This is a genomic window from Rouxiella sp. S1S-2 (assembly GCF_009208105.1).
Classification (GTDB): domain Bacteria; phylum Pseudomonadota; class Gammaproteobacteria; order Enterobacterales; family Enterobacteriaceae; genus Rouxiella.
In genome coordinates, this window is the sequence record NZ_WFKL01000001.1 from 292,924 (window position 1) to 307,314 (window position 14,391).

At 53.3% G+C, this 14,391-nt stretch carries 15 protein-coding genes; 1 reads left to right on the forward strand and 14 read right to left on the reverse strand.

Annotated features, from left to right (window positions below; genetic code table 11):
* Positions 1-29: 29 nt before the first annotated feature.
* From GA565_RS01370 to GA565_RS01420, 11 genes are all read right to left on the reverse strand, one after another.
* Complete coding sequence (locus GA565_RS01370; protein ID WP_152197067.1) at positions 30-1,298, reverse strand: MFS transporter; 1,269 nt, start codon at positions 1,296-1,298, stop codon at positions 30-32.
* An 89-nt stretch (positions 1,299-1,387) separates the two neighbouring features.
* A complete protein-coding gene (locus GA565_RS01375; protein WP_152197068.1) occupies positions 1,388-2,170 on the reverse strand; it encodes a sugar phosphate isomerase/epimerase in 783 nt (260 codons plus the stop codon).
* A gap of 229 nt (positions 2,171-2,399) precedes the next feature.
* Entirely contained in the window at positions 2,400-3,437 is a 1,038-nt protein-coding gene (locus GA565_RS01380) for a LacI family DNA-binding transcriptional regulator (protein WP_152197069.1), read from the reverse strand.
* Positions 3,438-3,598: 161 nt separating this feature from the next.
* Entirely contained in the window at positions 3,599-4,261 is a 663-nt protein-coding gene (locus tag GA565_RS01385; protein ID WP_152197070.1) for an OmpA family lipoprotein, read from the reverse strand.
* A gap of 174 nt (positions 4,262-4,435) precedes the next feature.
* Positions 4,436-5,665, reverse strand: a complete 1,230-nt coding sequence (gene fucP, locus GA565_RS01390; RefSeq protein ID WP_152197071.1) for an L-fucose:H+ symporter permease — start codon at positions 5,663-5,665, stop codon at positions 4,436-4,438.
* Between the two features lie 147 nt (positions 5,666-5,812).
* Complete coding sequence (locus GA565_RS01395; RefSeq protein ID WP_226950890.1) at positions 5,813-6,181, reverse strand: L-rhamnose mutarotase; 369 nt, start codon at positions 6,179-6,181, stop codon at positions 5,813-5,815.
* A complete protein-coding gene (locus tag GA565_RS01400; RefSeq protein ID WP_152197073.1) occupies positions 6,178-6,954 on the reverse strand; it encodes an SDR family oxidoreductase in 777 nt (258 codons plus the stop codon). Before GA565_RS01400 ends, GA565_RS01395 begins: the two co-directional genes overlap by 4 nt.
* On the reverse strand, positions 6,938-7,822 hold the full coding sequence (locus tag GA565_RS01405; protein WP_152197074.1) for an amidohydrolase: 885 nt from the start codon (positions 7,820-7,822) through the stop codon (positions 6,938-6,940). Before GA565_RS01405 ends, GA565_RS01400 begins: the two co-directional genes overlap by 17 nt.
* 25 nt (positions 7,823-7,847) lie before the next feature.
* Entirely contained in the window at positions 7,848-9,125 is a 1,278-nt protein-coding gene (locus GA565_RS01410; protein WP_152197075.1) for an L-fuconate dehydratase, read from the reverse strand.
* 50 nt (positions 9,126-9,175) lie between these two features.
* On the reverse strand, positions 9,176-10,018 hold the full coding sequence (locus GA565_RS01415) for a fumarylacetoacetate hydrolase family protein (protein WP_152197076.1): 843 nt from the start codon (positions 10,016-10,018) through the stop codon (positions 9,176-9,178).
* Positions 10,019-10,059: 41 nt separating this feature from the next.
* Positions 10,060-10,800: an SDR family oxidoreductase gene (locus GA565_RS01420; RefSeq protein WP_152201263.1), complete on the reverse strand. Its 741-nt coding sequence runs from the start codon at positions 10,798-10,800 to the stop codon at positions 10,060-10,062.
* Between the two features lie 252 nt (positions 10,801-11,052).
* Here GA565_RS01420 and GA565_RS01425 point away from each other — a divergent pair, with 252 nt between their 5' ends.
* Complete coding sequence (locus GA565_RS01425) at positions 11,053-11,814, forward strand: FadR/GntR family transcriptional regulator (protein ID WP_152197077.1); 762 nt, start codon at positions 11,053-11,055, stop codon at positions 11,812-11,814.
* Between the two features lie 34 nt (positions 11,815-11,848).
* Here GA565_RS01425 and GA565_RS01430 read toward each other — a convergent pair whose 3' ends face one another.
* The 3 genes from GA565_RS01430 to GA565_RS01440 are packed head-to-tail and all read right to left on the reverse strand — an operon-like array spanning position 11,849 to position 14,251.
* Positions 11,849-12,259 (reverse strand): N-acetyltransferase, encoded by a 411-nt coding sequence (locus GA565_RS01430; RefSeq protein ID WP_255474436.1) that lies wholly within the window; start codon positions 12,257-12,259, stop codon positions 11,849-11,851.
* Positions 12,260-12,294: 35 nt separating this feature from the next.
* A complete protein-coding gene (locus GA565_RS01435; RefSeq protein ID WP_152197079.1) occupies positions 12,295-12,861 on the reverse strand; it encodes a DNA-3-methyladenine glycosylase I in 567 nt (188 codons plus the stop codon).
* A gap of 52 nt (positions 12,862-12,913) precedes the next feature.
* Positions 12,914-14,251 carry an MFS transporter gene (locus GA565_RS01440; RefSeq protein WP_152197080.1) on the reverse strand — a complete coding sequence of 446 codons (1,338 nt, stop codon included), beginning with the start codon at positions 14,249-14,251 and terminating at the stop codon, positions 12,914-12,916.
* Positions 14,252-14,391: the final 140 nt, after the last annotated feature.

The following is a 14,391-nucleotide window of genomic DNA, read 5'->3' on the forward strand; positions in this document are numbered from 1 at the left end:
CTGGCGCATTGATTAAAATAGAGACTATTTCAATGAGCCTCAAGCGGTGTTGCCGTTTTTTCCGGTTTTACCATCAGGGTTAAGCCAACGGACGCCAGCAGAGAGACGGCCATAAAAATGAATGACGCCGCTGGCGTCCCCGTGCTGCCGTTCAGATAACCCACAAACCAGGAGCCAAAAAATGAGCCCAGAGCGCCAAGGCTGTTGATCAACGCCATTGCACCCCCGGAAACGTTCTTGGGTAACATTTCAGGAATAATGGCGAAAAATGGCCCATAAGGCGCGTACATCGCCGCACCGGCTACCACCAGCAAGCCGTACGAAAGCCAGAAATTATGCTGACCGATAGCCCAGGATCCGAAAAATGCGATGGCACTGATAAGCAGCAGAGGCCAGATGAACAGCTTACGATTTTGCATTTTGTCGGACGCCCACGAGACTACAATCATGGCTATCGTGGCGGCAAGATAAGGTGCGGAGGAGAGCCAGCCGGCTTCGACCATGCCCATTGATTTTCCGGCCCGCAGAATTGAGGGTAACCATAAAACGAAACCGTAGACACCGATACTCCAGGTAAAATACTGCAGACACAGCAGGATGACATTACGCGAGCGAAACGCCTGCCCGTAGTTGGCAACGGCCTTGATATTTTCCTGCTCTTTAGCCAGTGCATCAGCTAAGGCTTTTTTCTCGTCCTTGCTTAACCAGTTAACCTGTTCCGGCTTATCTTTCACCAGGAACCACCAGAAAACGGCCCAGATCACCGCCGGAATGCCTTCAAAGATAAACATCTCGCGCCAGCCGAAGGCGTGAATGAGGTAGCCGGAGAGCACGGACATCCACAGTACCGTGACCGGATTACCCAAAATTAAAAAGGTATTGGCCCGTGAACGTTCAGATTGGGTAAACCAGTTGCTGATATAAACCAGCAGAGCAGGCATCACTGCGGCTTCAACAATGCCCAGCATAAAGCGAATAACCGCCAGGAGGGGGATGCTGTTTACCATACCGGTTAAGGAGGCAAAGCCGCCCCAAAGCAGCAAACACCAGAACACCAGCTTTTTAACGCTGCGGCGCTCGGCATAAATAGTTCCGGGAATTTGGAAGAAGAAATAACCGAGAAAGAACAGGGCACCGAGCAGAGATGACATGCCCTTGGTGATGCCCAGATCATCGTTAATTCCGGCAGCGGAGGCAAAGCTGAAGTTAGAACGGTCAACGTACGCCAGGCTGTAGGAAATAAAAATAATGGGCATAATGAACCACCAACGCCTGGCGGCTAATTTCACCTTACTCATTTATCACCCCTTTTTCCGAGCATATTTTGCTATTTCGCGTTTTTTGACCGCACATTATTGTGATAGCACTCATCTTGCCTCCTGTTTTTTTACTGGACTTCAGCCGCTTCCTTACGTAACAGATCAACGTAATAACGCGTCACGGCGGTGAGGTCATCGCCTTCCAGTGGGAACTCGATACCGCGCGGCGCCGAGCGTGGCAATGCCGCCAGAACCGGTTTCCAAGTCCCATCGCTGTCATCAAGCGCGACAGCGTGAAGCTTGCCGTTACGTTCCTGCGCGGCTTTAACATGCACATAGCTGACGTGTTCGCTCAATGTTTTCGCAGCTTCCAGTGTATCCTGACCCACCCAAAGCCAGTTGGCCATGTCAAAGGTCATCGCAACCGGAAGGTGTAGCGATTCGGCGGCATAGAAGAAGGCATTCATCGGATGAAGAATACCGCCGTCTGGCGTCTGATCGTTCTCGACCACCACTTCAACGCGGCGCTGTTTAACCAGCACCTTAAGCGCGGTGAGATCCAGCCCCGGCTTGAAGTTACCGAGAGCGATTTTCAATTTCTGCGCGCCCAGGGTTTCGGCTTCACTCAAAAAGTCCGCCAGTGATGGGTTGACTTCGCCACCCGGCAGGAACAAAGATTCAGGAACGGAATAAAATGCAATCAGCCCGTGCTGGCGTATTTTTTCTGCCAGAGTATCCAGATGATTGATTTCACCCTCCTCGAACAGCTCGCGGCGGATCTCTACGCCGTCGGCGCCGGACTCGGCAATATGCTTAAGTAGCTCAGCCTGACCGCCGAGATCCTTTACTGTCTGATAACCATAAGCTGCTGTAACAATAACTACTTTTGCCAAATTCTCTGGTGTCTGCATGCCAATAATCCTCAAAAGCGTGGTTGTTTTTTAGACTTGAAAGAAAACTTGATAGCGCGGTTAACTTAACAGTTAAAGGTAGGCCAATTTTCACCGAAGGCGAAGAAGCTGTTAACATCACATTAACTGGAACCGGTACCAATAGAAAGTTCGCTAACAGGAAAACATAATCTCGTCCTTGAAGAACGAGATCAAAGTCACGGTTTCGGCGTATTACAATGAGGAGGGATTAAAGGGGGTGGGTGGAACCTCGAACGATCAGCTCACCGGAAAACGCATGTTCACGAATGGGCTCATCATTGCCCTGAATACGTTTGACTAACTGATTGAGGGCCGCGTAGCCCATTTCATAGGTGGGTTGCTTGAGTGTAGTAATACCGACGCCCGCCAGCTCGGCCCATTCGAGGTCGTCGAAGCCGAGCAGGCCAATGTCTTTTCCCCACACCATGCCGATTTTGCGCATCACACGGGCGATCACCAGCGTCAGCGCGCCATTGACTGAAATAACCGCGCGGCGTTTATCAGGATAACGGGCCGCGAAGTCGTGCAGCATTTTTTCAAGCCCCTGACTGTTACTCAACTCGACTTCACCCTGTTCGGCAAACTTTTGCGGCTCTTTTTGCATCTGTTTGAGGAAAGTATGCAGCCTATCGAGACGGGTATTAATGGTCACCGGTTCACTTAAAAATAAAATCGCCTCAAATCCCTGCTTCAGCAAATGTTGCGTGACCTCGGTGGTCGCTTCGGCATTGTTCAAGCCAATGACATCACAGGAAAAATTGGCCACTTTACGGTCAATCAGCACCATCGGCAGCTGTGACTGTTGCAGGGATGAAATAGCATCCTCGCGCATGCCTACGGCGTTGACCACGATGCCGTCTACGCGATAACTGCTCAGCAATTGCAGGTAGTGTTTTTCCTGATTGATCTCGTTATTGGTGTTGCAGACCAGCAGCGTCAACCCCTGTTGACGGCAAGCCGCTTCAACGCCGCGCATCACTTCTACCGAGTAGGGATTAGTGATATCGGCGATGATTAGCCCAATAAGGCGCGTTTCGCCACTTTTTAGACTGCGGGCCATCTGGCTGGGCTGATAGTCCAACAGAGCTATCGCCCGCTCTATGCGTTCTTTCAACGCGTCGGAAAGCAGATGCTGTTCCCCGTTTAAATAACGCGAAACGCTGGTTTTTCCGGTTTTGGCGGCGCTGGCTACGTCCCTGATGGTTGCTCGAGGGGCGGGTGTCTGCGATGTCTTAGCCCTGCTCACGTTTACTCTCCTGTGATGGTCGCCAGTTAACCTGTTGCGATAATAGAGAAATAGGTTATTTCTGGATATTCGAGACTAGCACAGAGCGGGGATGCAGGGCAGTGTGGATTTTAACGAGGGAATGAAACCGGCAATGGCTTGCCGGTTTTTTAGAGAAAATATTACTGCAACGGACTGAGCGTAATTTCTACACGACGGTTCTGCGCCTTGCCTTCTGCCGTAGCGTTGGAGGCGATAGGGTTGGCCGGACCTGCGCCCGAAGTGTGTACGCGACTGCCCGCCACGCCTTGGGTAATCAACGCACTGCCTACGCCGTCAGCACGCTGCTGTGACAGTCTCATATTCAGCGCCTGGCCACCGGTGCTGTCGGTATAACCGACGATATTAACGGCAGTTTTCGGATACTCTTTCAACACCATCGCCACGCCGGTCAAGGTATTGGCGCCTGCCGGTTTCAGCGTGCTGCTACTGCTATCGAAGGTCACGTTGTTTGGCATGTTTAGCACAATATTGTCACCCTGGCGGGTTACGCTAACGCCGGTGCCCTTCATTTTGTCGCGCAGCTTCGCTTCCTGCACGTCCATATAATAGCCTGCGCCACCGCCGAGTGCTGCGCCCGCTGCCGCGCCAATTAATGCGCCTTTGCCACGGTCATGTTTTGACGAAGAAAGCATGCCCACGCCCGCGCCCAGAGCAGCACCAATGCCTGCGCCGATCCCTGATTTCCCTGCTTCAGATTCCCCGGTGTAAGGGTTGGTCGTACAGGCAGACAGGCCAAGCGTAAGACACAGCGTACTGGCAATAACGAGAATACGTTTATTCATTTTTATTCTTCCCTTGGGGTTATTTCTTCATGGTGCGATTGCTGCACTCTTTATGCGAGAAAGCCGCTAACTTAGCACTCAGATAAGTCTGCTTATAGGGTGAGATAAGGGGAGTGTTTACACAGATTTACCGGCCCACGGGATCCTGAGCCGGTTTATGTCGCAAATTGAGCGCTATTGTGCCCGCTGACGTATCCCGTAAACCAGTACCACGGCAAAACAGATGAGCGGTAAGGAATACGAGAAGGCGGTTGAGTAATGGTCGGCAATGGCACCCATCAGGTAAGGCATGATGGCCCCGCCCACAATGGCCATGATCATTAGCGAGCTGGCGCGTTTGGTCTGCGAACCCATGTTTTTCACGCCCATGGCAAAAATGGTCGGGAACATAATCGACATAAAGAAGAACACGGCCAACAAGGCAATAACGGAGATATTGTCGATGCCGACGACGACAATGCCGCACAGCACGATATTTATCGCCGAATAGATAATCAACAGCTTGGCCGGTTTAACATAACTCATTAGCCACGTGCTAAAGAAGCGGCCGACCATGAAACTTATCAAACCAATCGAGAGCAGATAAGAGGCGTTTTGGTTCGATAACGTGTGCCAGTGTTCAGTGGTGTAATTTATAAAGAATGCACCGACGCCAACCTGTGCCGCTACGTAGAAAAATTGCGCGATCACCCCGCCGGTGAAATGTTTGTGCTGCCACAGGCCTTTTTCAAGCGCCTGACTCTGCGCCGACTCCTGCTCGCGAATATCTGGCAGGCGAGTGCGACCAAAAAGCAGGGCTATTAGCAGTACCAGAACTGCAATGGCCACATAAGTGATTTTAACCGAGGCTAACCCGTCTTGTGCCGCGCCCTGTTGTGCGGAAAAAAACAGCGAGCCGCCAATAATTGGGCCGATAAACTGCCCTAATCCGTTGAAAGATTGCGAAAGGTTAAGTCTTCTCTCTGCGCCCGAAGGCTCGCCCAGCACCGTGGCATAAGGGTTGGCCGCAGTTTCGAGGCAACCAAGCCCTAGGGCAATCACGAATAATGCGAACAGGAACATCGTGAAGCTGCTGGCCGCCGCCGCCGGTACAAACAGCAGGGCGCCGAGTGCGTAGAGGCAAAGCCCGACTAAAATACCCGCCTTATAGCCATAGCGGTCCATAAAGAATCCTGCGGGCAGGGCGATAATAAAATAGGCGCCGAAATATGCGGCCTGCAGCAGGCCAGACTGCGCTTTGTTAACGTGTAACACTTCTTGAAAGTGCTTATTTAATACGTCCAGCAACCCATAGGATAATCCCCACAGGAAAAACAGCGTGGTGACGAGAGTAAAGGCCACGCGGAAATTAGTTTTTGGCTTTTCACCGTTGTAGGGCCGAGTTTCGGTTTTGTTGGCGAGCATGGTGCTTTCCTCAGTATCTGGTGCCCGCGTCTGGTTAAGCGCGGGCATTAATTCAATGATTCAGCCCGTTACGGCTGGTTTTTTATGTCAGATAGCTTGAATACCAATGTTCATGTAGGTTTCGGTAAAGACGTTTTGACGCTGCTGCTACGACCTCGTTTGCTCCTGCAGGGAGAACAGGCGCTCCATCGCCACCCATTTTTCTCCGTTCGGCGTCCACGGCGTGGCGCGCTGATATTTCCACATCAGTGCTTCCCACTCGCAGACTTTGGGATTTTCCAGGCTGCGGCGTGAAAATATTGCGCTGTCGAAGGACGCACAGGTTTCCATAATCATGAAAAGTCGTGTACCCAGCCGGTAGATCTCCATGTTTTGAATACCGTGCTGGCGCAGATGTTGGGCAATCTCCGGCCAGATATGCCGGTGATACTGCTGGTATTCGGCGATGAGCTGCGGGTCATCAACCAGGTCCAGCGCCTGACAATAACGGCGAGTTTCACCGTGAGAGGCACTCACGTTAGCGCCCTGTCGAGGTGGGTATAGCCGCCGTCGACCGAAAGCCATTGGCCGGTGGTATGCGAAGCGCGTGAGGAGAGTAAAAACACCACCGTATTGGCGATTTCCTGCGGCGTGGTCATGCGCTGACCCAGCGGAATGTGCGAGGTTATTTGCTGCAGCTTTTTCTCCGGCTGATCGAAGCTTTTTATCCAGCTTTCATACAGCGGCGTCATGACTTCAGCCGGAATAACAGCGTTTACGCGAATGTTGTCTTTGAGCAATGAGGCCGCCCATTCGCGAGTTAGCGCCAGAATACCGCCCTTGGCCGAGGCGTAGCCGCTGGTGTTACCTTGTCCGGTTAGTGCGGTTTTTGAACTGATATTAACGATGGCGCCCTCAGAGGCGCGCAGAGCACCGAGGCACAGATGGGCCATCAAGTAGTAGTGGATCAGATTTTGCTCCAGCGATCGCACAAAGGCCTCGCGCCCCGCCTCAAGGCCCACGCCGTCGTTGGCACCGGCATTGTTGACCAGGCCATCGATTCTGCCGTGGTGTGCCAACACCTGTTTCACCGCAGCGGCGCAGCTTGCTTCGTCGCGCAACTCGGTAATAATAAATTCTGCCTGTGGCTGAAACTGACGCAGTTTATCGAGCAGCGCCGCCGGTGGTTCACTGTTGCTGATGATAATCGGCACAGCGCCTTCTTCTGCCAGCGTCAGGGAAATGGCCGCGCCGATCCCGGAGCCACCTCCGGTGACCAGCACCACTTTTTTATCAAGATGCAGATTCATGACTGACTCCCGTTAAATCTGAATGTAATGCATAAATTTTGCAGGCGTTGCCGCCGAAGATGGCGTCTCGTTCCGTGGGGCTGAGCGCCGCCGTTGCCTGCAGGCACAGAGACTTGCCGTCGCCATAATCACCGGCCAGCAAACACACCGGCCAGTCGGATCCGAACATCAGGCGCTGACTGCCAAAAAGTGCGAGTGCTGCATCAAACCACGGCAGCAGATCATTGGGCGCAAAGCCTCGGGGCCTCGGCTCGGTCAATAGTCCCGAAAGTTTGCAACTGACGTGTGGCATTGCCGCCAGCGGTTTAACCCGTTTCACCCAGTGCGCAACGCTTTGATTAAGGTTAGGTTTCCCAAAGTGGTCGAGCACCAGATGATGCCGGTCGTGGCGACCCGCAAAAGTGACCAGCGCGTCCAGGTGTTGATGATTAACCAACATTTCATAGACATAACCCTGCCGTTGCACCTGTTCGACACCGCGATTCACCGCCGAATTATCCAGCCAGTCGGTGGGTGAGGCTTCGTCCTGCACCTGATGACGCACGCCGCGCAGCAGCGGTTGCTGCTGCAACAGCGCCAGTTGGCTTACCAGCGCTGAACCGGCGATATCGACCCAGCCCACCACCGCTTTTACAAAATCGTTTTCCTCCGCCAGATTGAGCAGCCAGCGCGTTTCGTCAAAACGTGAACAGGCCTGAACCAACACCGACCCTTGTATGCCTTGAACGGCAAGCTGAGGCGCAAGATTTGCGGGCAATAAATCCTGCTTAAGCACGGCCATCTGGTCATTTATCCAGCGGTAGTTGTCCGGACTGTAGCGCCAGAAATGCTGGTGGGCATCGATTTTAGGGACAGCAGAAACGCTCATCAAACCCTCTCCTTATCGTTGGCGTTCAGGCACGGTGGCGATACTGTTCGATTGAAGATTGATGCATTTCAATCGAGAAACCGGGAGCCTGCGGGGGCATGTAGGCCGCGCCTTTGATGTCGCAAGGGTGCACAAAATGTTCGTGCAGGTGGTCAACGTACTCAATGACTCTGCCTTCGTGAGTTCCGGCAATGCACAGATAATCGATCATCGACAGATGCTGCACGTATTCGCACAGACCCACGCCGCCCGCGTGCGGACAAACCGGCAGATTGTATTTCGCCGCCATCAGCATCACCGCCAGTACCTCGTTGACTCCGCCCATACGGCAAGCATCAATTTGCACCACGTCAATGGCCTCGCGCATAATGAACTGCTTAAACATGATGCGGTTTTGGCACATTTCACCGGTGGCGACTTTAATGGGGGCTACTGCCTGACGAATACGGCGATGCCCTTCAATATCGTCAGGGCTGGTGGGCTCTTCGATAAACCACGGTTTGGCAAAGGCCAGCGCGTTGACCCATGGAATGGCGTCGTTGGTTTCCCATACCTGATTCGCATCGATCATCAATTTACGTTCAGGGCCAATCACTTCGCGGGCAATGCGCACCCGACGTATATCGTCCTCTAGATCGCGACCCACCTTGAGTTTGAGATAATCAAATCCGGCGTCGACGGCTTCCTGACACAGGCGGCGCAGTTTCTCGTCGGAATAACCCAGCCAACCGGCAGAAGTGGTGTAGCACGGATACCCCTGCGCCAGCAGTTTCTCAAGGCGCTGTGCCTTGTTATCACTGCGCTGCTGCAATAGGGTCAGCGCCTCCTCTGGGGTAATACAGTCGGTGATGTAGCGGAAATCGACGCAGCGCACCAGCTCCTCGGGCGACATCTCGGCAACCAGCCGCCACAGGGGTTTGCCCACCGATTTACTCCACAGATCCCATACCGCGTTGACGACCGCGCCGGTTGCCAGATGCATGGCACCCTTATCCGGGCCAATCCAGCGCAGTTGGCTGTCGCCGGTAAAATTACGCCAGAACTGCCCCATGTCGGCGGTGATAGCGGCCAAATCCCGCCCGACCACCAAGTGTTCGAGAGCGGAAATCGCGGCGCAGCAAATCTCGTTGCCGCGGCCAATCGTGAAGGTCAGCCCGTGCCCGCTGAGTGCCGGGTTATCGGTATCTAAAATCACATAGGCCGCTGAATAATCAGGGTCCGGATTCATGGCATCCGAGCCATCGAGCGCCAGTGAGGTGGGAAACCGAATGTCTTCAACGCGCAGTGCGGTGATTGTTGTCATGGGCTACGACTCCATTACTGAGGGGGAAATATCGCTATCGTTCATGCAAATCAGGCCTGTACCGTTTTTTGGCGCTGTTCGCCGAGGCCTTCTATCCCCAGACGTATCTCTTGTCCGGCGCGCAGATAAACCGGCGGTTTTTGACCCATTCCTACGCCTGGAGGTGTACCAGTAGAAATAATATCGCCGGCCTGCAGGCTCATAAAACGGCTTAAATAGCTGATAATTTGCGGAACTTTGAACACCATTGTGTCGGTGTTGCCGTTCTGATAGCGTTTGCCGTCCACCTCCAGCCACATGCTCAGGTGATGCGGATCAGCAATCTCGTCGGCGGTCACCAGCCACGGGCCGGTGGGTCCGAAGGTGTCGTGGCCTTTACCTTTGTCCCAGGTGCCACCACGCTCGATTTGAAACTCGCGCTCGGATACGTCGTTTATCACGCAGTAACCGGCCACGTGTGACAGGGCATCTTCTTCACTGATGTAGCGTCCGCCGGTGCCAATGACCACGCCCAGCTCGACCTCCCAGTCGGTTTTTAACGAATCACGCGGAATTTCGACGTCGTCATTTGGGCCTACAATTGCGCTGGTCCACTTATTAAAAATCACCGGTTCCTTGGGGATTTCAGCGCCGGTTTCAGCGGCATGATCGGCATAGTTCAGACCGATGCAGATAAATTTTCCAACCTTGCCGACACAGGCACCGATACGCGGATGCCCCTCAACCCGCGGCAGGCTGTGAACGTCGAGCTGGCGAAGCTTGTTCAACGTGGCGGGCAGCAAAAACTCACCGCTGATATCCTCTACGTGCGCCGAGAGGTCGCGCATTTTTCCCTGGTCATCCAGCAATGCCGGACGTTCTTTGCCGGGTGGGCCGTAACGTAACAACTTCATATCGCGATCCTTATAAGTTTAAGCCATTCAATTAGCTAAAATTAATTGCTCCAGCCGCCGTCAATGATCTGCACGGTGCCGGTGGTGTAGGAGCTGGCGTCGGAGGCCAGATAAAGCGCCAGTTGCGCGATTTCACTGGTTTTACCGATGCGGCCAATCGGCTGTCGAGCCACAAAGGCCTGATAAACCTCGGTTTCGCTGCGGCCTTCGGCTTTGGCCTGTGCGGCAATGCGCTGGTGCAGGGAAGGTGACTCGACCGTTCCCGGACAGATGGCATTACAGCGAATGCCGCAGGTGACATAATCGGCCGCAACTGAACGGGTGAGACCAATCACCGCCGCTTTTGAGGCGCTGTAGGCTAAGCGGTTAGGCACGCCTTTTATGCTGGAGGCGACCGAAGACATGTTGATGATTGAGCCGCTGCTGCGTGCCAGCATGGCGGGAAGAAAAGCACGGATAGTGTGAAACATCGCCGTGACGTTGAGGTCCAGCGCAAACTGCCACTCCTGCTCGCTGCAGCTCAAAATATCGCCGCTGTGAACCACCCCGGCGCAGTTAAACAGTACATCCAGCGGGCCGATTTCGACGGCGGCATCTTGAATCGCCTGCGCGTCGGTCACATCGAGCCGATAGGCGCGAATGCCTGGAATGTCTTTAAGCGAATCTATGTTGATGTCCGTCGCAATGACGTCTGCGCCTTGTTGTGCAAAAAGGGTGGCGGTGTTGAGGCCAATCCCCTGTCCGGCGGCGGTTATCAGCACTTTTTTGCCTGTCAGGTCCATCATAACTCCTGTTTTTAACGTTTTTTAGCGGGGGGGCTCTCGTTTTTTTTTCTCATAAAGGTCTAATGGTCAGGCCATTAAGGAGAAAAAAAAGCGCGTTAAGCAGGATTCTTTTGATAAGATATTTAAAAGATTTCAGCTTAAAACGCCTTTTCATTTGATTAGATTTCACACATTAAAAACAAATCGGCAACAAAATTTTCTAAAAAACCGTAGCTGAATCGCTTAATCAAAAATGACCTCAGGTGACCTATGCCGATTAAAAAGCTCGAAAATCCTAGAATTTATAGGCAGATAGCCGATCAACTGAAAACGTTAATTGATAATAAAGAATTTCCACCCGGAAGCCGCCTGCCGTCGGAACGGGAACTGGCCAGCCAGTTGCAAGTGAGTCGAGCTTCAGTGCGCGAGGCGTTGATTGCTCTGGAAGTGATTGGACTGGTCGATGTGAAGGTGGGGAATGGCGTCATTGTCTGTGATTCGCTGGCGCGGAGTGTGCCGCCGTCCCAGGAGCCGGTGATGGCGTTGGCAGGTCGTAATCAATGGGCCGATGTCGATGACGAACTCAATATCGAGCTAGATTTCACCGCCGAGCTTCCGCCTTTTTCACTGCTACAAACCCGACGTTTAATCGAACCCGAGACCGCTGCACTGGCCGCGCGCCATGCGTCAGATGAGCAACTTGCGGCGATCAGGCAGGCTTATGAGCAGAACTGTCGCGATAATCGGCAAGGTTCAGCTACCCATCCGGGCGACAGGCTGTTTCATATTCGCATCGCCGAGGCCAGCAGCAATCCAACCTATGCGTTTATCATCGCTCACCTGTTGGGGCACCGCTACGGCACGATGTTTCGCAGCCTGCAGTTGCATTACACAACGCAGGACATGCCTCACCGCTCGGAGGTCGAACATTTGGCCATCCTCAACGCCATTGAGGCACGCGACGCCCGCGGCGCTAAAAAGGCCATGAAAGAGCATCTCGATGCGGTAATTGCTATCTTTGGACGTGGCTGATTTAGCCACGTAATCGGCTAAACGGCACGGTAGTTTAATCGGCCTGCGTGGCGCTTTTCCAGCTCATTACCCAGGTTGCCAAGCCGGTGCCAGGGTGATGAGTGTCGGCAATCACCCCAAACCCCTCCCTGCGGTAAAATGCCACAGCGCGCTGATTTTGCTGATAAACCTCAAGCAGAAGAGGAGAATAATGACTCTTCGCCTCGGCCATCAAACGCTGCGCAATGCCTGTGCCATAGACCTGCTCAATGACAAAAAGTGCGCCGATAAATTGCTGATTAAGCACGCTGATAAAGCCGATAATCTCGCCGTGTTCCAGTCCACAGGCCACCCACGTTTTCGCCTGCGGCAAAAAACTTTCCCTGACCATGGCAGCACTTTCATACCAGTAGGACTCGTCGATAAACGGATGTGCCGCCAGTGTACTGCGCAACCAGAGCAGCATTATTTCATCCAGATCGGCACGCGCCGAAGGACGTATTACGCAGGCTGCTGTTGGGGGTGGCATAAGCAGTATGTTTGATGATCGTTCACCAGGCCGCTGGCCTGCATAAACGCATAGCAGATGGTCGACCCGATAAACTTGAAACCGCGCTTTTTCAATGCTTTGGACATGGCGTCAGAGACCTCGTTTTTGGCCAGAATATCGCCGGGACCCTGCGGATTATTGATGACCGGTTGATGGTTGACGAACTGCCAGATGAAGGCCGAGAAGTCTTCCCCGGCTGCCTCCATAGCCAGCCACACTTTGGCATTGGTGATAATTGCTTCTATTTTGCCACGATGGCGGATAATTCCGCTTTCAAGCACCAGTGCATCGACGTCTTCCGAGGTCATTTCAGCAATGCGTTCAGGCACAAACTGATGAAAACAGCGGCGATAGTTTTCGCGTTTTTTTAACACCGTAATCCAGGAAAGCCCCGCCTGCTGGCCCTCAAGACACAGCATTTCAAACAGTTCGCGCGGGTCTTTTACTGGCACGCCCCACTCTTTGTCGTGGTACTCAATATAAAGCGGATCGTTGGAAACCCAGCTGCAGCGCGTCATCGTATAGCCCCAAGATTGCGGAAAAATTGTCTCCGCAATCTTGGTCTTTCTGCTATTTCTCTGCAAGCGCTACCTGATTAACCTGCGGCACAGGGTTCAGTTTCATGCGTTTTTCAGGCTGCAGCAGCGTCATGCACAGCATGCTGCAAAACGAAACCGCCGCCGTGGCGGTAAACATTGCGCCATAGCCGTGATACTGCGCCAGATAACCGCTCAGCGTGGGGGCCAAAATTGAGGCCACGTTAGCAATGGCCAGTGTCATGCCGCTGTAGGTGCCCACCGACGCTTTCGGCGACACGTCGATAACCACCGACCAGTAAACGTTATTTACCAACGCATTCAGTGCGTTACCCAAGGTCATCAGCAGAATGATTTCAAACGGCGAATGCGCATAGGGGATAAACACGAAACAGGTGGCGGTCAGCAGCAGGGTTACCGCCGCAAAAACGTTGCGCGCTATCCTGAGATTACCGGTTTTACGCAGCAGGTTGTCGGCAATTTTTCCGCCAAGCAGCACGGTAATGCAGGCGCCGGTCCAGGGTATCATTGCCACATACCACAGCGAATGCAGATCATAGTGGAAGGTGTCTTGCAGATATTTTGGGCTCCAGGTCACCAACACAAAGGTGACATACAGGAAAGAGAAGTAGCCCAGCGCATTCAGCACCAGCGTGCGGTGAGTGAAAAAGGCCCACCAAGGCTGAGGCGGCCCATTGTCGTCGCTCTGCGCATCAGCGTTGATTTTTTCAAGTTCGGCCCGGCTGACTTTAGGATGCTGCGCAGGCGTGTCGGTAAACGAGCGGGCAAATATAAGGATCGCTAGCAGTGAAAATACGCCAAGCACCATAAACATCGTGCGCCAGTCGTGGGTCAGTAGCAGTAAACCCACTGCCAGTGGAGCCGTCAGCAGTGCGCCAACCTGAGTGCTGAGCAGGCCAATGCCCAGTGAGAAACCGCGCTCTTTGCGCGGTGCCCAGTGAGCAATCGTTTTATTCATCAAGGCATAGGCTGGACCTTCGGCGAAACCGAAGGTGATGCGCAGTACCGCAAAACCCATAATGGCAGAACCGCTGAACATCGCCACGCCGAGTTGGCCCGCCCAGGCGGTGGCAATTTCCAGCAATGACCACAGCACGCCCGCCATCAGCCAGACTTTTTTGGTGCCAATTCTGTCGGCCAGAAACCCACCGCACAGTGACCCAAACAAATAACCAAAGCCAAAATAGCCCAGCACGGCACCTAGCTGCAGCTTGCTGAAGTGAAATTCTGCTGAAATATCATTGGCCGCAAAGGAGAGCGCGCCGCGATCGATATAGTTAATGAGGGCAATGAAAAAAATCATCGCGAAAATTCGATAACGATAAGTACTTTGGGATGGTGTGGTTGACATATGCGAGCCTCCTTAGCCTTCAAGTCATAAGGATGCTAGCAATCTTGATGCCAGTCAGGCCGGTAGCCGAAAATCACCCTCTGCGGGGGCGTTTGAATGTCCCGGATGCGCCATGGGCAGGCAATTGCGCGCCGGATGTG